The sequence below is a fragment of the Candidatus Lariskella endosymbiont of Epinotia ramella genome (assembly GCF_964019805.1).
In the GTDB taxonomy this organism is placed as follows: domain Bacteria; phylum Pseudomonadota; class Alphaproteobacteria; order Rickettsiales; family Midichloriaceae; genus Lariskella.
The window spans coordinates 1,030,851-1,052,033 of the sequence record NZ_OZ026472.1 but is presented as its reverse complement, the minus strand read 5'-3'; the positions used below and the strand labels follow the sequence as shown (position 1 = coordinate 1,052,033).

Genomic DNA, 21,183 nt, shown 5'->3' with positions numbered 1-21,183 from the left:
AGTGCATCAAATAGATGTGTTGTTAAAATAACTGGAGGTATTATTAAATGTCGAGTAGAGATGATTTAAATTTTCATATTAAGAATATGAGTGAAGCAATTGAAAAGTATTCAATATGGTATCATAAAGGTAATATACACGCTTTCATAAATAATATGTTTTATTATGCAAGTAACTGCTTCAATTGTTGGTTTAGAGCAAATAATCCTCTTGATTTCTCAAGAGTTGATAGTATTGAACATATTATCTTAACAGCAGCAGTGAGGTTTTACCTTGGGCATTATAATATTGATACAGTTAATGCTGTTTTAGGTAATAATATTTACACTATCGGAATAAGAGGCATTACTTCAGAAGAGGTAGAAACGGCGCCAGTAGTTCATAACTCGATACAGGAATCTGACTTAATATATGGAGTTATAACTGGTGCACTTACTTTACCTGCATTACCTAGTGCTACTTACATATCGGATTATCTAAGAGATGATAATATCTCTTTTGCTAACAGGGAGCTCATAGCACGAGTTGTCTTGGAGGCAGATAATATAATTAATGACATGACTATAATGTATCCATTAGAGGGTGAGGATAGAGAAGTTACACGTCTCCAAGTAACGGATGATGACAGAGGATCAGCAGCAACATTTTTAGATAATAATAGAGTATATACAGCAAATATGATTGGTGATACTTCTGACAATATGAATGATGAGATGATTGGGAATATACTAGTATCTGAGATGTTCATGTGTTATTCATAAATAACTATTTTCTTGAGAAAGAATTTAAGATCAATCTACCAGTACCAGCAATTTAGAGAATAGCCTGCAGGCAAAATATTAATTAATTTTTGATGCAGACGCTGTTCTCTAAAAATAAATGCACATTCTAATTTGCCTTTAATTCAAGATTCATACTTCTGGAAGGCTCCATTCTCACTTATCAAATATATAGCTAGTACGCCGCGCCAAAAGTCTCGAAACAAGCATGAAATGATGTTTAAGGTGTCAAAATAGCGTTTGAGGCATTGCTACCCAAGAATAGATTTTGCTTTTAAATTCACGTAATGTATACAGCCTCGATAGTAAGTTATATTGGAAGCATTATATATGTTAAGTTGTAAGCATTGTGGCAGCATAGAAAATACAAAGAATGGCTATATTAAAGTGCGTCAGATGTATAAGTGCCGAGGGTGTCAAAAGACCTATAAATCTGGAGATATGAGAGTAAAGTATAGCCTTGATAAAAAGATGAAGGTTGCAGGCATGTATCTGTAGGGAGTTGGAATTAGATCAATAGAGAGATTAGAAAAGGTCTGGAGTCCACTTATAATAAAGTGGATTAGAAGGTTTTTGCAGATTCTCAAACAAAAACTAAATGAAGTATCTATACCGTAAGATGTCAAGTAAATCTCAATTATTGAGCTTGATGAGCTTTTTAGTTACCATCAAAAAAACTAACAAAGTCTACGTATGGCTTGCTGTTGATAGGGACGGAAATAAAGTTGTTGATTTTGAAGTGAGCATTGTCAGGGATTTTGCATCCTATCTTCCGATTGCCATGCGATTACAAAGTAGCTACGAGATAGAGATATCAATGCAAGTGACCATTACGACGTTTATGAAAAATTTAGGATTGCTAAAAAGCACTATTCTACTAAGGCAGAAACGTCTTTAGTGGAATTATTCAACTCATTAATACGGCACTATTTAGCCAGGTTTCATCGTAAAACCAAACGTTACAGTAAGGCCATAGATATGATCTACAACTCTACCCTAATGCTTTTTAATAAGAAGTTATTGATAGATATCTTTAGTTAGCAATGCATCAAATGCGACATTAAAAGGCAAATTGAAATGATTATTAAGGTAAACACTCTAAATCTCTTGAAAAAAGACTTCATTCTTATATCTTTTAAAGCTTCTCGAAGTGAGAAGCTTTAGGATTTTATATGTAATTATGCAACAAAGCCCGCAGTAGCGTCTGTAATTTGTGAACTAAAGATCTAATTTTAGATTTTAAATTTCAAGCTATATCCACTCTATAACACTTTCAACTTCATTGACTAAATACAACAAATGCTCAGAATATAGAGCTATTAACTTGTTTCATTAAATACTGTATATTTGCTTTGCCGGGCTTCAACAAACTCGCTAGATTCTTTGCTTTATTCACGCTTATAACACCACCATTTTCGTTGATCACACCATTTGATAGCCTTCTGTGACTCTTACTCACCGTCACTTTATCCTTAATCTGTGACATGATGCCCTCCATTAACAATTAGCCTAATTTTCATATCTTAAATATATACCTGTAGAAAATTACAAAATTATGAATAGCGAATTCTATAGGCCTATATATCTTAAATACAGCAGTCAGCAGGACTTGTATTATAGCTAAGACTGTCTTTAAGACTAGAATATCTGTTTCACTCTGACAAAAATTTTTATTAATTAACTGCTCGCGGATATTAATTATTGCGTATGTTTTCGTAGTAAAAACTTGAGATACACTCAAGCAACTACCGCTATAATCAAATTGATTTTAATATTAACGACTAAAAAACAAATGATCAAGAAGTATTTATTTAAATGCTATGAACAAAATCTTTCTATATAACATGCATCTCCATACGAAAAAAATCTATAACTATTTGATATTGCTTCACTGTAAAGAATGCCCATAAATTCTAAACTAGTAAACGCAGAAACCAATACAAACAATGTAGATTTAGGGAGATGAAAATTTGTAACTAATGAATCTACAACACGAAATTCATAACCAGGTTTAATAAATATATCAGTTTCACTAGAGTGAGTTGGCATTACCATACCAATAGCATCTGCTGAACTTTCCAGTGCTCTTAATGTTGTTGTCCCTATACAAATAACCTTTGAACCCCTTTTTTTTGCCATATTTATAGCACTTGCAGTATCATCACTGATAGAAAAGCTTTCAGTATGCATGCGATGTGTGTTTATGTCATCTGTTTTAATTGGCAAAAAAGTGCCAAGGCCAACATGAAGAGTCACAAATACTATTTCAACCCCAATATCTCTTATCTCTTGAAGCAACTTTGTAGTAAAATGTAACCCAGCTGTTGGAGCTGCAAAAGATCCTAGCTCTCTTGCATATTCCGTTTGATATGCCTCATTATCAGTAGCTTTGCTGCTTAATATGTTGCGTTTAATATATTGAGGCAGAGGCATCATCCCATATCGTTCAAGATTATGAAATATCTGCGCCTCACTAACCATTAAAAATTTAATATATATTTCATTGTTAGCACTTTCTTTATATACTACCTCAGCTTTAAATTCGCCACCTTCATCAAAATATAATATATCCCCAAGCGCTAATTTCTTAGCAGGCTTAGCTAAAATTTGCCATAATAAATCGCTATTCTGTATTTTTTTTACGAGATTTATAGTAATACTATTCCCTTCACAATTCTGTTTGCGCGCGTGAAGCAAAGCTGGAATAACCTTGGTATCATTTAATACCAAAACATCACCTTTTTTGAATACTTTTTTTATATCAGAGAATATACCGTGTTCAATCTTCCTATCTTTGGTGCCAAAAATTAACCTAGAAGTATCTCTAGGAAATACTGGCGCTTGAGCTATTAACTCACTTGGCAAGTCAAAGTCAAAGTCTGACAAATGCATTTGAAAAACCTTTAGTGAACAAATATATCGTCTGCCCAACCTAAAATATCTAGCCTCGCTCTATGTGGCAGGAACTCAAAACACTTCTTAGCAAGATCGACTCGCTTTTCACGCACAAGCATATCATCTAATATGACTCTTATACTATGTAAATGCAGCACATCATTCGCTGCATAATTTTGCTGTTCCTTGGTTAAAGCTTGCGCCCCCCAGTTACTACTCTGCTGCTGTTTTGAAATTCTTATCCCAAGCAACTCGTTACATAGCTCCTTTAAACTATGATGCTCAGTGTATGTTCTTGCAATTCTAGACGCAATTTTTGTACAGTATATATTTGAAAAATCAATATTTAAGTAATATTGCATTATTGCAATATCAAACCTTCCAAAATGGAATATCTTAGTACGCTCAACGTCACTTAACAATGCTTTCAGATTCTTACAATCATATTTATCTGATGGAAAATGTACTATATGCACCCTGCCATGTTCGTCTGCAATCTGCACGACACAAAGCCTATCACGCCCTATTCTAAGACCCATTGCCTCTGTATCTACAGCTATATCACCAGATATATCAAGACCATCTGGAAGATCATAAACATGATATTGTATGTTCATAAAATCTCTACTCCGCCAAAATTTTCTTTCAAGCATACCGTTTGATTTACCTTCAAAAGACATACCATTTATATATAAAACCATGACTTTTCAATAACGCATGGTTTTCATAGCTAAACTAAAACTCTTCCACACTTCTATTATTTTTAGCATTTAAAAGATAACAAGCAGAAACCATGCCCATAACAATAGCAAATATAGTAGAAATTTCTCTTTAATTAATCTCCAATCCTTCTTCCAAACTCTTTTCTAATATCACACAAATCATAAAATACACTATAAATAAGCAACAAACCTAGTCTATACGTCAAAAATCGATTTGCGTGCGCAAATAAATTTTTGTGGAAAGTTAAATGTACAAAAATTAGCCCTGAGGCATGACCATGAACTAATTTTTGAATATATAATTTGTCCTGTATCTAGCAAATACTACTTAGAAACTGCAGGCAAAGCCGCTTGCACAGACCTTTTTAGCCTAATTTTCAAGCATCACTTCGTTAATTTCTTTGCAAATATACATAATATTTGACTCAAAAATTAACTGGCACTCTAAAAAAATCCTCGCGCGTATATTTATGAAGGCAGTGTCTAGAGAATGCTTAATGAACAACTTCAGAATTATCAGCACATCATACTATTTTTTTATTGCAAACAAAATCTACATGCTAAATATAAGAACATGCTAAATATAAGATTTTTCACTGTATACTAATCATACTTTTCAAAATTTGCACCTAAATTCTTCCTAACTCTTTTTGAAGTCTAACTTCTTGTATGCATAAGTTAAATACCAACTCTTCATTTACATGAGGTATATATCACAAATTTCTGATCCATGCATCAAAATCTCTTCTACCAAGATCTTTTTCAAACGTCAGAAGATCTGATACTGAATTAACGCATAATTCATGAGAAGGCATGACCAATTCCTGCCCACTACCAAGCGCAAGACACTGTGTTTTACAAGCTTTTTCCAAATGATAAAGAAAAAACATTGCTTCATGTATGCTCTTTGTGCAAATAACGACACCGTGATTGCGTAGCATCAGTATATTTGAGTCACACAAAGCACTGGCAAGTAACGTTCCTTGGTCATTGGTTAACAAAAGCGAATCATAGTCATAATATTTAACATTTTCATAAAAATGCAAAGCCCATTGACTAATTGGTAAAATACCACATTTCATAGCAGAAACTGCTATTATACTTGGTGTATGAACGTGAAACACTGCTTTCACATCTTGACGTTGCTTGTAAATAGAACCATGCAGTATATAGCCTGTTGTATTAATATGCTCCTCTATGCCACTTGTTACTTCGCCACTAAATGTGATACCTAATAAATTCTCCTCTCTAATTTCAGAAAATCTTAGCCCAAACTTATTCATAAACATTATACCAGACTCATCTTCTGATCTTGCAGAAAGATGCGTATATGTATGATCATCAAGCTCAAGCTTAGCTATAATTTGGTATGCGTATGCTAAATCCCTTTTGATAATATTATCACTCTGCACTATACACCGTTCATTTATTTAAATTCTATATGAGAAACTTTAGAGCCTGGAAATTTTTGCAATATATGCTGCACCAATGAACTTTGTATCACATTGCTGCGCATTTTCTCATTCTGTAAATTTTCCAGTTCTGTTAGAGAACGAGCAAAATCATCACTTTCAATTTCTACTCTCCACTTTTGTTTTGTAATATCACATATTTTTTTTTCAAGTAAAGAAGCAATATTGTTATTTGCACCATTCAAAAGCGTTACTCTGATTACATGTTCTGTGATTGAGTTTACAGATATCTCATTTTGCAATGCATAACAAAGTACCATTTCATTATGATCATATAAAATACTTATTAGATCATTTGCATTTGTTGGATCAAAACTGGCGTATTTCGCTGAATTATCACTTAAAATATCAACATCCTGCGCATTATTTTTATATTCAACAACTGCGCTCTGCGTGCTGCATGCAGAATCAAAATCGCGATCATTCCGTTTCATATTCTGCTCTAACGAACGTTGCTGATTTTGCTGGCTACTGCTAGTTTTAAGTCCGTTTAATATATCCTCTGGTGTTTCCAAAGTATTTGCATAAGCAATTCTGATTATCACCATTTCAAGAGATTCAAATGGAAGCATAGAAATGCTGATCTCTTCCATACCTTTCATTAACATCTGCCAGATTCTTGAGAGAAAAATTATATCTAGTGATCTGGCAAAACTTTCCATATATCTCTTATGCGTCTCAGAGTTGCTTCTTTCACAAATCTTACCATTAGTTTTCGAAAGTGTTATATCATGCACAAGCTCAAGAAGAGCACGAATGATATGGACAGGATCAACTCCTCTTTCATATAAAGACGATGCAAAACTCAAAGCAACAACCACATCACCACGTATAACTGAGTCAAAAAGCTCATAGACTGCATCTAGTCCACCAAGACCTAACATCTCCTCAACTATTTCTTTTGTGACGTTTGTACAGCTGCTAAGTGCAATTGCTTGATCTAAAATAGAAAGACCATCACGCACAGAACCATCTGCAGCTTTTGCCACCATGTAAACAGCTTCTTTATCTATAGAAACTCCTTCTTTTAAAGCAATTTCCTCATAATGCTTTACTAAATGCTCAACAGAAATTCTTTTTAAGTAAAATTTCTGACACCTAGATAGTATAGTAAGTGGTATCTTATCCATTTCGGTTGTTGCAAAGATAAACTTTGTGTGTGCTGGTGGCTCTTCTAGTGTTTTAAGCAATGCATTGAAAGCACTGCTAGATAGCATATGCACCTCATCTATGATGTAAATTTTATCTCTAGCTGAAATTGGTTTATATGCAACATTCTCTATAATAGCACGAACATCGTTTACACTTGTATTGCTAGCTGCATCCATTTCTACAACATCTGGATGTCTTGATTCTGAAATCGCAACACAGTTGTTACACACACCGCAAGGTTCTTTACTTGGTATATTCAAATCACCAGATGGACCTATGCAATTCAGAGCGCGTGCTATTATCCTTGCTGTAGTTGTTTTACCAACACCACGAATTCCAGTAAGCAACATCGCATGTGGAATTTTGGAGTGGTTTATCGCATTTGTGATGATACGTACAAGTACATCTTGACCTATCAGGTCAGAAAATAGCTGCGGACGATACTTACGCGCTAAAGCTTTGTAGTAATGACTTTCCATAAATTTAACACTGTATTATATACTTTATACTTATTTTGTTTCGTGCCAATCATTTGCACTTTAATCTCTTGACATTGTATTTCCATTTTTCTTTACATATTTCTTAAGCAAATAGAGATGGCGGTGCAAGTAGCACCAAAGCTATATGTTCTCTCCATCATAACTCTTAAAATGGAAGATTGATATTGGTTGCAAGCAATTATGACGCATCTAAATCCAGCAAAAAAAGTGGCAAAATTGCCAAAAACCTTATGGATTTTATTATGCACTACCTTCATAAGTGCCTAAAGTAGTATTTGCGAAGTACAGGACAAATTATATATCCGAAAATTAGTGCAGGACTAGGAGTTTAAGCTAATTTTTGTAAATTGATTTACGAAGCAAATCAATTTTTGACGGATAGACTACATGACAGAAAGAACAAGACAAACAAATATCGCAGCGAGCATAAGCCCGTCCATCCTATCTAGCATACCACCATGCCCAGGAAGAATATTGCCACTATCTTTCACCTTTACAATTCTCTTTACAAACGATTCCAACAGATCTCCGCACTGCGCAACAAAGGCTGTAACACCGCTCAAAAATATATATCTTGGTGTAATAGACGGCATTATCGCTGTCATACACGCACCAACCAAGACTGCAAACGCACATCCACCTATAAGACCCGACCAAGTCTTTGTTGGACTAACAACAGGTAGAAGTTTTGGCCCACCTATTATATTACCAAAAACATATGCTCCAACATCAACTGACCATACAGTTAAAAAAAGCCAATAGGAAAGTTCCATACCAAATGGCTCTACATCACGAATGGCTATGATACAAACTGAAGCTATAACTATATAAGTTACTCCAAACGCACTAAATATTACACTCTTTATCCTTGAAAATTTTGCTCCTGCGTGAAACGATATATTCACCATCTCGATCATCATTACAGCGCATATTCCAAGAATCAAAGACTTGAAGAATATACCACCACTCCATATTGTAAATAATACAACAGGCGCAAGAACAAGTGTTGTGATTGTTCTCTTTATTAAATTCGCTGCATTTTGCATAAGCTCTTTTTAATTTTTATATGTTATATTTTTGAGATCAGCTCATTCTTTATCTTTAGCACATCAAACCACATAGCTTTCTTTTCACTTGGTTGTCTTAGCAGATATGATGGATGTAATATAAGTGCTGTTTTGATATTTTTTTCCAAATAGCAGTTTGTATAATCAAAATACTGTGATTTTAAAGATTTCATCGACTGTTTAAGGTTTAACAGCGATTCAACTGCTGTACTTCCAACTAGGATTATCAATTTTGGATTGATAAATGCTATATGCCTCTCTACGAATGGACGGCATATGGCGATTTCCTCAGGAGTTGGCCTTCTATTTCCTGGCGGCCTCCAAAATACAGTATTTGTTATATAGCAATTCTTACGCCTAGAAAGACCTATAGATTTTAATATATTATCCAGCAGCTTCCCACTCTGACCGCAGAACGGTATTCCATATAAATCCTCCTGAGCACCAGGCGCTTCACCAACGAGTAAAATATCAGAAATAGTACCATCTCCAAGAACTGTATTCTTTGCAGCTCTTTTCAAATCACAACCTTCAAATTTCTTAATAGCATCATAAAGCTCATCTATATTTGATACTTTATCTGCAATTCTTCTACTTTCTGATGTTATCCTATTTTCACTTATAGTACCCACTTCTAGCACTTTATTAACAATTTTCTGCTGTGCCTTTTCATATTCCTGCATACTGTTTGATTCCTTATTAAGCTCCTCTGCTGATTTCAACACGCTTGAGTAAGCAGCACTTGAATCTTGAATATGCTGACTTTTTGTCTGATCCTGCGGAGTCTTGTTATAAAATAGGTCAGCACCGATATCATTAAACCATTCTAATTTTCTCATCTAAAACATATCTCTTATATGTTGATCAAGCCCGATAATATCTTCTATTAAAGATACAGAATTTGGTCTCTTTGCTACTTCCAAAACCTTTCTAATAAAACCTATAATTTCTAGAAATGAAATTTTGCCACTTAAAAACATATTTACTGCTATTTCATTTGCTGCATTTAAAATAATGCATGCCGCAGGCCCTTCATTTAATGCAGAAATTGCCAAATTAAGTAGTGGAAATTTTTGAAAATCAGGCTGCAAGAAACTGAGTTTTTCTATCTCTATCAAGTTTAATGGTTTTGGATGCCATTCTAGCCTTTCTGGATATAAGAATGCAAGCGAAATTGCTGTCTTCATATCTGGCACGCTCATATGCGCAATTGTAGAGCCATCCTTATAATGTACCATACCATGCAAAATAGATTCAGGATGCACAAGTACTTCAATTTTACTTGATGGGAGATCAAATAGAAGTGCAGCTTCTATCACCTCAAGTCCTTTATTCATGAGTGTTGCAGAATCCACAGAAATTTTCGCCCCCATGCTCCAGTTTGGATGTTTAACAGCTTCTTTTGGAGTCACCTTAGCTAATTCTTCCATACTCTTATTTAAAAAAGGACCTCCCGACGCTGTGAGCGTAATTTTCTCCATCTGTTTAGATTGATTAGAAGCTCCAGAATTTAAAATCTGAAATATTGCACTATGCTCTGAATCAATTGGTATAATCTTTGTACTATGCTTCTCAGCAAGACTCAATATTATGCTGCCTGCACAAACTATACTCTCTTTGTTTGCTATTGCTATTTTTCTAGTATTTGGAATACATCTATAAATCGGTTCAAGTCCTGCAATTCCTGAAATAGCGGCTATAGTAAGATCGTGCTGATTCTTTACAACATCAAGCAAAGCATTCCTGCCTGCTAGCACTTCAATTCCAGAGCCAAAGAGCAGGTCTTTTAACTCACCGTATTTACTTTCATCATAAATTACCGAATATTTCGGTTTATGCTTCAGGCTCTGCTCTGCAAGTTTCTGTGTATTACTACCGCCTACTAATGTTTCTACTTGAAAGAGCTCTTTAAATTCCTGCATTTCTAAAAGCTCAAGTGTGCTGGAACCAACAGAACCGGTCGCACCTAATATCATTATTTTTTGCATTTATCTCTTGGTATAGTATATCTAGTCAACATATTGAATCCGAATTGCTAATAAATAACACAAGTGTATGATGCATTATATTATGCATCAAGCTGAAATGAATAATTTCTGCGCAGCAGCAATTGCTTCTTCTGTAATACTACTGCCTGAAAGCATTCTTGCGACTTCTGATACACTGTCAAGCTTGCTAAGCTTATTTACTGTTACTTTTGCTGCCTCGTTTGTTTGCTCTTTCTCCACTAAATAATGATTATTTGCATACACAACGACTTGTGGCTGGTGCGTTACCACTATAACCTGCTTTTCTTCAGAAAGTTTTAAAAGTTTCTTTCCTACGTTACTTGCAACCTTTCCCCCTATTCCTGAGTCTATCTCATCAAAAATTATTGAAGTAACACCTTTATTTCCAGAAAGTGCAACCTTATATGCAAGCATAAATCTTGATAATTCTCCACCAGATGCTATCTTACTAAGCGCACCAAATTCACTATTTGAATTAGTTTTTATTAAAAAGGTGACATTATTAATTCCGTTCTTCTTTGCCTCTTGAATATCTAGTTCATCAACCTGCACTAAAATATCTGCTTTTTCAAGATTAATATGCTGAAATTCTGCTAGAATCTTGCTTCTTAACTCAAAAGCTGCAGTTTTTCTTCTTTCAGATAAAAGCTTTGCTTCACGCAAATAATTACCTTGTGCATCTTGAAGCTCTTTGCTTAAGCGTTCAATGATTGAGCCTATGTCACATATCATTTCATATTGCTTTTTAGCATACTCCAAAAATTTATTCAGGTCATTGTCTGTGACTCTGTATTTCCTAATTAAATTTCTAAGCTCAAAAAGTCTATTCTCTATGAAATCAAGATCTTCATTAATAATGAGTTCTGATCTTTTGTGCTCAACTGTATTACTAAGCTCTTGAAGATCAATTCTGATAGCTTCAAATTTTAAATTAACATCAGAAAAATAATCAGGAAACCTAGACAAAGCCTTTTCTATAGCACATAACTGACTTATTACACCTGTTCCTGGCATATCTAATATTGAAGTTGATTCCAGAGTAGCCTCTAATATCTTTGTCTTAGATATTAAGACCTTACGTTTCTCATCGAGTAATGCTTCCTCTCCCACTATAGGCATGAAAGCTTCAATTTCATCTATGACATGCTTTAGGTAAGCTTTTTCGCTTTCTGAAGCTGCTTGTGTAGCTATAGCGTTATTTAGCTGCTTCTTGATGTTTTGCATAGTATCAAAATATGCTTCAACATCCTTTAGTATTTTTTCGTTTTTTGAGAACAAATCTAATATATTAATATACTCTCTTGGATCCAGTAATTGCTGGTTCTTATGTTGACCGCAAACTTCAACCAAATGTGCACATATTTGTCCTAGTTGCCCTATATTAATTAAACTATTATTTAGAAAAGCTCTAGTTCTTCCGTCAGGATTAATCACACGTCTGATGATTAACTCGCACGCTGTGCTAAGCGGCTTTGCTTCTATACCTAATTCTAATAAAATATCGCGCAAATTCTTGTTATCAAGTAAATCAACCTCGATTTCCACAGTGACAACAGCCGCCTTATTTTTGTCTTTCAGGAAATGTACCCCGCCTTTATCACCAAGTGCAAGACCAAGCGCATCTAATATAATTGATTTTCCCGCTCCAGTCTCTCCACTCAAAATGCAAAGTCCGAGATCAAACTCTATGGATATATTTTCTATAAGAACAAAATTCTCTACAGTTAGTAAACGTAACACCATTTATAAATACTTTAAAATATATCTCTAATAAATTAAGAGTTGGTATTTAACTTGCATACATATGAAGTTAGACTTCAAAAAGAGCTAGGAAGAGCTTCAGTGAGCATTTTTGTGTATAATCAATACATAACGAACAATCTTTAAGGCACCAATTTTGAAAAGTATGACTAGGATACAACTAATATATATTCATAAACACTACTTTAGTTGATGAGCTCAACCAAAAACCCTATCATATAAGAAAAAGAAATACACTATAAGTATACTATTCATACTTTTCAAAATTTGCGCCTTTAAAATGCGACTTATGTAACTCGAGCTGCCGATTGATAATCATAGTGTATGGCAGATTTTTTAGCAATAGCACTGTTAATAAGGCATTTGTGTAATGATTCTTTTGAGTACGATAATTCCGCACATAATACTTTTACATATTTGCAAAGAAACTAACGAAGTAATATAGGAATTAGGCTAAAAAAGCTTACACAATGACTTGATTAACAGGATAATACATAATAAATGCTAACTCTTCATTTACCTATGGTCGGTATAAATTTACCTTGAAACTCCTCTGTTTGTTGTTCTAGATGCTATTTCTGTTCTTTCCTGCCAGCTATGACCTTTGTCTTGATTTTCCTTCTCATGATCTCTTTCTTGTTTAGCATGTAGAGTTTGCAACTCACTCATGACAGTACCATGCAACATGATAAGATCTTTTCTGTGTTCCGAAGGAACATTTTTAATTACTGCTCTAACTTGTTCCTCTAACATAGCGATAGTTTCTTCTCTCAGCTGCCCTTTCATTATTTTTATTGACTCATCAGCTTTAGTATAATGCACAGCAATATCTTCAGAATGGTCTTTACCGACATCATCATGTCTGAGAAAGCAATCTCTTATCTGCTTAAGTGTGTCATATATACTAGACAAAGACTTCTCAAGCTCGATATTTGCTTTCGCGCTAATGTTTACACAACTTTCTTTAACCTTAGCAATAAATTCAATTAATACTGTTTCAACATATTTTAAAACAGAGACGTTCTCCTGTTGATTATTTTGTGATTTACTAGTATCTATTTGCTGAGCCATTTTTAATAGTTCGGAGTTTTCTTGTATAGAGTCATTACCCTGCACATGCGATAAAATAGCTTCTTTTAATGGAATTTGACTAGTCAGATCTTGAGTCCTAAGCGCCATAACATATTGACCATAAGGCTTAGCAAGTTCAATATGTTTTGCAAGTATATCTCCTGCCTCATGTGACATGACTTCACTTGGCATCTCTAGCATGTTCTTATACATAACAAATGATATACTGTACGCTATATTACGGTTTGCTATATAATCTGCTATCTCTTTTCTGTTATTATCAACATCATAATTTGCAAGCACTTCATTTACCTGCTCTATCAAGTCTTTTTCGTTACTGTTTGGCAGACCTACAAGTGCAGATCTTATGTTTGACTTAAGTACGTCATCTCTCGTAAATAGCTTTTCTAGTAAATTTTCCATCGCGTTAGATGCAACTTCATTTCCCGCTTTAAGATTTTGATTCTTAATGATCTTAGCGATATCCTCAGAGAGCATATGCCTTATATTCTCTTCAGGCATTTTTAATATTGATTCTGTGAGCCTATCACTATAATTAGAATAACAAGCCAATATAGCCGGATCTATCTTTACTGTGCCAAACTTCTCAGGACTGTCTTGCAGTTCCAAATATCTTTTTCCAATTTCTTTCATGCATGTGTTTACAAGGAGATATAATTGAGATTGCTCTCTTATAAGTACAGGCGCTTCAAATGCATCAAGCCCCTCAGAAAATGCACGATCTATATGAGCAGAAAATAAGTTTGTTGTAAATTTTGTTAATTCCTCAGTACTACACGCTGGTATCATCTCTTCTCGAAATGCTTTCAGTTTATCTCTAGGAAGTGTATTGAAGTTTATAAAATCATCATTAGTTAACTTGTTTGCTTCTACACCCTTGATAAAATCAACAATATCATACCCAACACCTTCAGACATAAACGAACCTCCAGATAATGCTATAAGCTATGTTGTTATTCTAGAACATGTTAAACATTCTAGTAAACTAAAAGTTGCAATAAGCATGTCAAAATATATCCATGATGATAAATGAAGAATTGGTATTTACACTGTTAACAGTGCTATAGAACATTTACGAAGTACTATTTTCATTCTACACGATTCTCAATTTAGATTTAATCTTTTGTTTGCTTAATATCATTAAAAATGCTAGCATACGCAATGCTTTACATGTGGATTTTAGCTATTGTATTGCTATTTTTTGAGCATGTGCCTTGCTTTTTCTATGTTGACTTTGCTTATTTTTAGGAGGTACGCAAAAATGGGCGGTCGTTTTGGAGAGTTATTGCTAATCTTCTTAATAGTACTTGTCTTATTTGGCGCAGGGAGAATACCAAAGATCATGCGCGATATAGGAGCCGGCTTAAATGCATTTAAAGATGGCATGAAGCGTGGAAAAGACGAAGATAAATCTGATAATCAGAAATAAATAAAAATCATAAATAATATAAAATGCTGTCTAACTTGCGTAAGCTATTCATAAAAACGTATGGCTGCCAGATGAATTTCTATGACTCTGAAAAGATGGTGGAACTTTTAAGGCCACACGGTTTTACTATTACAGAATCTGCATCTGATGCTGATCTATTTATATTGAATACTTGTCATGTAAGAGAGAACCCTACTGAAAAAGTTTATGCAGAACTTGGCAGGATCAGAAAAATCAAGGAGACAAGAAAGAAAAAAGGCGATGATGTTGTAATAGCTGTTGCAGGCTGCGTTGCTCAAGCTGAGGGAGAGGAAATCTTTAAGCGTGCTAAATTTGTTGATGTTGTTGTTGGGCCACAATCTTATCACCACCTCCCAGTTTTGATTGAACAAGCAAGACGTGAAAAAAAGTGGGCTATCAATCTTGATTTTTTAGAAAATGTAAAGTTTGATTCTGTAAAACAGCTAGGTGAGCAAACTACATGTAATGTCTCATCTTTTCTATCTATACAAGAGGGCTGTGATAAGTTTTGCCATTTCTGTGTAGTACCTTACACGCGAGGTCCTGAATATTCAAGACCTGTGCATGAAATATATAGAGAAGCTCTGAATTTGGTATCACGATCTACAAAAGAGATTACATTGCTTGGACAGAACGTGAGCGCTTATAAGGGCACAGCACCTGAGGATAGATTATTTAGCATAGCTGATTTAATCGAGCATATTGCAAAGATAGATGGACTAGAACGTATAAGATATACAACTTCACATCCTCGTGATATGGAAGATAATAAATTATTTGAGTTGCATGCTAGTGAGTCGAAACTGATGCCTTTCATACATCTTCCAGTACAATCTGGTTCTGATAAAATATTGCGGACAATGAACAGAAAACACGATAGAAAACTTTATGTTGATGTAATATCGCGTTTTAGGAAAGCAAACTCTAACATACAGTTTTCATCTGATTTTATTGTTGGATATCCCGGTGAAACTGAGCAAGACTTCTTGGAAACCATATCACTTGTCGAAGAAATAGGATATACGCAATATTTTGCATTCAAGTATAGTAGACGTCCTGGCACTCCAGCTTCTATATTAGAAAACCAGATTTCAGAGGAAGTAAAAAATGAAAGATTAGCAAGGTTACAGGAAGTATTAAATCGCCAGCAACTTGATTTTAACAGAAGTATGATAGGTAATAGCCTTGACATTCTTATATACAAGAATGGTAAAAAAGATGGCCAGCTTTTGGGTAAATCTCCATATATGCAATCTGTAATAATTGACGATTGTAATGCAGACCTTATGAATAAAATGGTCAAAGTCAAAATCATTTCTGCATCACAAAACAGCCTAGTTGGCATAATTTAAAATACCTCAATACGCCATAAACAAAACTTGTTGCTTCGGTTGTTTTCAGATTATTTTCATTTTGCTGAATATATATTATTACTCCACAAAAATTTATTTGCATAGCAAATCAATTTCTGGCGGATGGCGCGTACTAGCTAAAGAATGAATAAAGCTGGTGATAAATGGCAGATAAACATATAGTAAATTAAGTTGAAGTTTGCGCATACATAGATGTGTGTTACACTCAAAGGAAAATGCCATCCTCATACAGCGAAGATTTTCGGAAAAAGTAATAACATATGTATGCTTTGGTTCAATTCTTTAATACGCAAACCTCAGCTTAATTTACCATAGTTTATTCAAGTATGAAAACTATGTTCATTTATCAGTGCTTGCAAGAAGCATAGCAAGCATTTTTTATATCTGTAAGAAATTGAAGGTGTAACTTTTAGTGTTTGAACTGAACAGTTTTATTATTTGATGCTTGTTGTCCAACCCTGTCAGCAAACTTATTGCCAGACATTTGAGTACTTTGTACTGTTTCAACCTGTGCTTTTTGCTTCAAATCTCGTGCGTCATCGTTTACTTTTTGAGTACTTTCTTTTATATTCTGTGAGTTCTGTTCATTTTTTGTGTCTTGGGTATTTCGCGTTGATTGAACATTTTCTTTTTTACTTCTTGAGTCTTGCTGATTTGTTATTTCTTGAGCACTTGGTATGATTTCAACATTTCTTTTTTCATGTTTTAATTCCTGTTGATCTTTTATCTCTTGTGCATTTTGTTTTGATACAACATTCTCTTTTTCTAAGCTAAAGCTGTCTTTTTCATTTATCAAGATCTTCTTTCTTTTTATCTCTGTATCTATCAGATCTTTATAGGCAAAAAGCTGCTTTGTACACTTGCTTTCATTTATTTTTCTATAAATACCAAATACGTCAAGCATACTAATCAACCCACCAAAAGATTTCTGCTCATCTCTTTTTAAGCTTACTTTCCCACCTGTAGTAAGTATTCTTTTGAAGTATTCCGGATTTTCACGTATTATGTCTTCAACTGTTCTGCGATTTCCATGATCATCTTGATATCCTGTAAGAGTCCAAGAACCTTTCTCATTTTTATTAAAAGCAAGACTGATATCTATCGTAGTAGCATAATCCTTAAGGGATGTTTGCCTCTTCTGCATCTTTTCTATAAAATGAGTTTTTAGAGATTCTACTATACCTTCTTTATCATTAATTTTAGCGATCTCAATGGTAGCAACCTGCTTTGCAAACTCTTGCAGTGGAGCTATACCATAGTACTTACCAACTTCGTCAAAACCCTCCTTTATAGCGATGGTAAAATCGAAATCATATATATCTTTCAAACCTCTAACAAATGTAGGGTTTATCCTCATTTCTTCAGGATATTCAACAAAGTGATTTGTTGGACCAAATCCAGGCAAATGACGGAAAACCGAATGCGGATGAACCTCATCCTCAAAACCACCTTTAAATGCCCAAGCAAAATCTATTCTTACCATCTTTGCTGGAACGTCTGGCTTACTTGGATCTCTAACAACACCAACATTTCCCCAATGTATATCAAAATCTCCGATAAGTAGCGAAAGAGGCATTATATCAGAAAATCCACTATAATTCTTACTTGTTACCGTTTGATTAAACACGCTTGCATCTTGCCCAATTAACCAAGGTCTATCTTTTGGTGCTTGCTTTCCAAGAATATCATATGCATCAACATACAAATCTTTATAATGATCGAAAAATATGGAAGCAACATATATATTGCTTCCGTCACTGTCCGGAATTTTTATGCTGCTAGAATTCTTTGCTAAAAATACCTTTGCGCCAGAATTAGGTTTGGCGTGTGCAAACATCCTGCTGCCAAGAAATTCACATATATTACTAACATTATCAACATCACCACCTTTGTTTTCTTGCTTAATTAGAGCTGTTATCTCTCCTCTTCTATATATTCCGCCGTCTTGACCAGCGGAATTAGCTCCACCAGATTTCCCCGCAACAAAAACAAAGTCGCTTATGTCTAATGAATCTTCGTCGTTATAGCTGATTACTCCATCTTGAAATGATTCAATCTTCCTCGAGCCATCATAAGCCTCAGAACAAACCCACTGATTATAGTTATGTTCATCCTTATATAAACCAATGACGTCTTGTATCTCTTCTTTCTTTGAATACTTGTTTATTCTATGTACATTAAAAAACTTATGCAGTGTTGTATTTGCAAGTTTGAACTTTGTGGAGCCAGTAGGTAAATTGGTAAATTCTCCATTCTTTGCGATACCATAATCTTGCCAAAACTCCACATTCTTGCCGCAAAGTTGTAGTATCTCAGCATCTGATTGTTTTGGACTTTTAGAGTTTATTTCTCCTGCAACTTTTTCGATATTTTTAATATTTAACGTGGCATTTAGAACTGAATTATTATTAGATGCTTGAAATGATAATTTCACATTAATCTCTTGAGTATCAATAGCATTGTTCACATTAGTCTTTTTAGCATCATTGTACGCATTCACAACATGCATTAACAATGATACAAGGTCTGATGCTGATATCACACCGTCATCCACTACAACGCAGGGTTGGATATCTGCTATATTACCGTCCCTCACTTTTCCTCCTTAATGAATAAATAAATGCCAATTGTGTTAGCAAGCTAATATAGAATGTTACAATTTTACTAAGATTGCAAAACAAAAATTTATTAAATATTTGTTTGCGCGAAAATGCAATTATATATAAATAATGTTAAAGTGATATTAATTATATATTGCGCTATACATAATACTTTAAAGGTTAAAGAGCTATATTGCAACAATAGACCTCTTGCATAACCTATTTAAAGCTCAAAGTTATAGATACCAGCAAGTAAATTAAACCTTAAACCGAATCGTTTTCTTCTGTTCCTATAACGATCAGCGATAATTTTAAATCGTTTGATCATGCCTATGACGTTTTCATTTAAAACACGTTCACTAGACAATTGACGATTTTTCTTTTTATCTTTCCTGCTTAGTGGTCGCTTTTTTGTCTTTTTCTTTGGTAACTCTGAATTATAATGCAACTTATCAATGCCTTGATAACCAGTATCTGTAAGAACTTTAATCTCAGGGTGGATGTGAACTCCGGATTCTTTAAATAACCTGAAATCATGACGCTTGCCATTAGAAAAATTAGTGCAAATGATTTCTTTTTTCCTTTTATCCACAATAAGCTGAGTTTTTAGAGTATGTCGCCTCTTTTTTCCCGAATAAAAGTGCTTCTGTTTTTTTTAGGTCGTTCTATCGGTGTTTCAGTAGCATCAATTAACACAAGTTCGTATTCAGAATCGCTTTTTAGTAATGCTTTACGTCCAGGTAGTGAAAATCGTTTATCTTTAATTAGAGTATCTTCAATCCAACGTATATTACGATAACAGGCACTTTCACTTATTCCATAACTGCGGGAAATATGAAAATATGTCCTGTATTCACGCAAGTACTCAAGCGTCATGAGTAATCGATCTTCTAAAGCCAATTTATTGGGTTTTCCACCTTGAGACTTTAAAATAGCTTCAGCTTCTTTTAATATACTTAGTATAACTTCAAACGTTCCTCGTTTAATGCCAGTAAGCCTGCGAAACTCTTCTGCGTATTCATCTTTGATGTTTTCAAACTTCATGTTATCCTTGATAAAATCAAGGATTTTAATCAATTTATATGGTTATGCAAGAGGTCTAATATTACACTTATAAAATAATCTATCAACTGTACATTGTAATCAAGCTTAAAATAAGAAGAAGCTACCACTGTAAGAGGTAACAGACTTATGAAGTAATAAACACGTTAAAGATTAATTATTTATTATAACAGAATCAAATCTAGAAAGTTAAAAATATGTGGCGGAATCTCTTTTCTCACTAGTATAAATAAATCTTAAAGACATCACTGAAGGTTTCACTTTAAACAATACATAAATATACAACGCATCAATCATTAGCGCAGTTCATAAGCTCTAATAGGTGAAAAGTAATAAATAATATATAAATCACTTATATCATTTATAACTTAATATCAGATGAGTAATTAAACTAAGAAAGCGCTTGTGTTTGTGGATGCATATATTAAATTTCACCCAGCCATTTTTGAGCTAATTTTGCAATCTCTCCATTTTCATTTAATGCTCTAAGCGCAGAATTAATTTTTTCTCTGAGCTCTGAACCTTTTTTAATAGCTATTGCATAGCCAAACTCTGATTTTGCTATGCTAGTATATTCAAGCTCTATATTTTTTTGTGCAAAAGCTTGCGCTTGAAATAAATCAATTAACACGCCATCAACTCTACCTGCTTTTAGAGCTTCAACAGCTTGTGGATTATTATCAAGAAGCACAAGTTCTGTATCTTTCGCATTTTCTTTTAGCCAAATCTCCATAGTTGTCCCGAGTTGACAAGCAATTTTTTTTGTTCTTAATTGAGATTTATCAGTTATTGCTTGTTCTCCTTTGTTTGAAAGAATAGCAATCTCTTCTCTATAGTATACATCTGAGAAATCAAAGTTTTTTTCTCTCTCTTCTGTAACAGTGATTGTAGAGATGCCTGCATCAACCGCTCCACTCTGCACGGCAGCAAAGATGTTAGCGAATCTCATATCTTCAAATATAGCTTCCATATCCATTTGCTTTGCTATAAGTCCAGCTAGCTCTATATCAAATCCAATAATAGCGCCAGCTCCTTCACGATATTCAAAAGGTGGATAATCGGCTGATACAGCAAATTTTAACACTTTCTCTTCATCCTTTTTGCCGCAACCTGTAATCAGAATTGCAAGGGACAAAAAAATGCTTAGTAAATATTTCTTCATTTATCTAATCTAATAAGTTCTTATACTGGTCAAATATCTTCTTATTTTGCAAGCTATATACTCGTCATACTTTTCAAAATTGGCACA

The 21,183-nt window shown here is 34.1% G+C and carries 17 protein-coding genes; 4 read left to right on the top strand and 13 right to left on the bottom strand.

Going from position 1 to position 21,183, the window contains the following annotated elements:
* The first annotated feature begins 47 nt into the window (after positions 1–47).
* A complete protein-coding gene (locus AACL20_RS04515; protein WP_339051811.1) occupies positions 48–761 on the top strand; it encodes a hypothetical protein in 714 nt (237 codons plus the stop codon).
* A 348-nt stretch (positions 762–1,109) separates the two neighbouring features.
* Positions 1,110–1,277 carry a hypothetical protein gene (locus tag AACL20_RS04510; RefSeq protein ID WP_339051810.1) on the top strand — a complete coding sequence of 56 codons (168 nt, stop codon included), beginning with the start codon at positions 1,110–1,112 and terminating at the stop codon, positions 1,275–1,277.
* 805 nt (positions 1,278–2,082) lie between these two features.
* Here the strand turns inward: AACL20_RS04510 and AACL20_RS04505 are convergent.
* The 10 genes from AACL20_RS04505 to AACL20_RS04460 all read right to left on the bottom strand — a co-directional run bounded on the left by AACL20_RS04505 (position 2,083) and on the right by AACL20_RS04460 (position 14,367).
* Positions 2,083–2,265 (bottom strand): hypothetical protein, encoded by a 183-nt coding sequence (locus AACL20_RS04505; RefSeq protein WP_339051809.1) that lies wholly within the window; start codon positions 2,263–2,265, stop codon positions 2,083–2,085.
* 332 nt (positions 2,266–2,597) lie between these two features.
* The gene (queA, locus tag AACL20_RS04500) at positions 2,598–3,671 is read right to left on the bottom strand and encodes a tRNA preQ1(34) S-adenosylmethionine ribosyltransferase-isomerase QueA (protein ID WP_339051808.1); all 1,074 of its coding nucleotides are present in this window, start codon (positions 3,669–3,671) and stop codon (positions 2,598–2,600) included.
* Positions 3,672–3,682: 11 nt separating this feature from the next.
* Positions 3,683–4,291: a ribonuclease D gene (locus AACL20_RS04495; RefSeq protein WP_339042565.1), complete on the bottom strand. Its 609-nt coding sequence runs from the start codon at positions 4,289–4,291 to the stop codon at positions 3,683–3,685.
* An 818-nt stretch (positions 4,292–5,109) separates the two neighbouring features.
* Entirely contained in the window at positions 5,110–5,811 is a 702-nt protein-coding gene (locus AACL20_RS04490; RefSeq protein WP_339052680.1) for a class II aldolase/adducin family protein, read from the bottom strand.
* An 11-nt stretch (positions 5,812–5,822) separates the two neighbouring features.
* The gene (locus tag AACL20_RS04485; RefSeq protein ID WP_339051807.1) at positions 5,823–7,499 is read right to left on the bottom strand and encodes a DNA polymerase III subunit gamma/tau; all 1,677 of its coding nucleotides are present in this window, start codon (positions 7,497–7,499) and stop codon (positions 5,823–5,825) included.
* A 404-nt stretch (positions 7,500–7,903) separates the two neighbouring features.
* Complete coding sequence (locus tag AACL20_RS04480) at positions 7,904–8,566, bottom strand: phosphatidate cytidylyltransferase (protein ID WP_339051806.1); 663 nt, start codon at positions 8,564–8,566, stop codon at positions 7,904–7,906.
* A gap of 23 nt (positions 8,567–8,589) precedes the next feature.
* Complete coding sequence (locus tag AACL20_RS04475; protein ID WP_339051805.1) at positions 8,590–9,426, bottom strand: uracil-DNA glycosylase; 837 nt, start codon at positions 9,424–9,426, stop codon at positions 8,590–8,592.
* The gene (gene dxr, locus AACL20_RS04470) at positions 9,427–10,575 is read right to left on the bottom strand and encodes a 1-deoxy-D-xylulose-5-phosphate reductoisomerase (RefSeq protein WP_339051804.1); all 1,149 of its coding nucleotides are present in this window, start codon (positions 10,573–10,575) and stop codon (positions 9,427–9,429) included.
* 87 nt (positions 10,576–10,662) lie between these two features.
* On the bottom strand, positions 10,663–12,339 hold the full coding sequence (locus AACL20_RS04465) for a DNA repair protein RecN (protein WP_339051803.1): 1,677 nt from the start codon (positions 12,337–12,339) through the stop codon (positions 10,663–10,665).
* A 555-nt stretch (positions 12,340–12,894) separates the two neighbouring features.
* A complete protein-coding gene (locus AACL20_RS04460; protein ID WP_339051802.1) occupies positions 12,895–14,367 on the bottom strand; it encodes a hypothetical protein in 1,473 nt (490 codons plus the stop codon).
* A gap of 343 nt (positions 14,368–14,710) precedes the next feature.
* On the opposite strand from AACL20_RS04460, the gene AACL20_RS04455 reads away from it, so the two are divergent.
* Positions 14,711–14,878: a twin-arginine translocase TatA/TatE family subunit gene (locus AACL20_RS04455; protein ID WP_339042561.1), complete on the top strand. Its 168-nt coding sequence runs from the start codon at positions 14,711–14,713 to the stop codon at positions 14,876–14,878.
* Between the two features lie 23 nt (positions 14,879–14,901).
* On the top strand, positions 14,902–16,251 hold the full coding sequence (gene miaB / locus AACL20_RS04450) for a tRNA (N6-isopentenyl adenosine(37)-C2)-methylthiotransferase MiaB (protein ID WP_339051801.1): 1,350 nt from the start codon (positions 14,902–14,904) through the stop codon (positions 16,249–16,251).
* Between the two features lie 430 nt (positions 16,252–16,681).
* Here the strand turns inward: miaB and AACL20_RS04445 are convergent, their stop codons facing one another.
* From AACL20_RS04445 to AACL20_RS04435, 3 genes are all read right to left on the bottom strand, one after another.
* Positions 16,682–18,868, bottom strand: a complete 2,187-nt coding sequence (locus AACL20_RS04445) for a hypothetical protein (protein WP_339051800.1) — start codon at positions 18,866–18,868, stop codon at positions 16,682–16,684.
* Positions 18,869–19,095: 227 nt separating this feature from the next.
* A protein-coding gene (locus tag AACL20_RS04440) for an IS5 family transposase (protein ID WP_339051669.1) occupies positions 19,096–19,916 on the bottom strand; the annotation gives its coding sequence in 2 pieces (ribosomal slippage) (positions 19,096–19,529 and positions 19,529–19,916; 822 coding nt in all).
* 442 nt (positions 19,917–20,358) lie between these two features.
* Entirely contained in the window at positions 20,359–21,096 is a 738-nt protein-coding gene (locus AACL20_RS04435) for an ABC transporter substrate-binding protein (RefSeq protein WP_339051799.1), read from the bottom strand.
* Positions 21,097–21,183 lie beyond the last annotated feature (87 nt).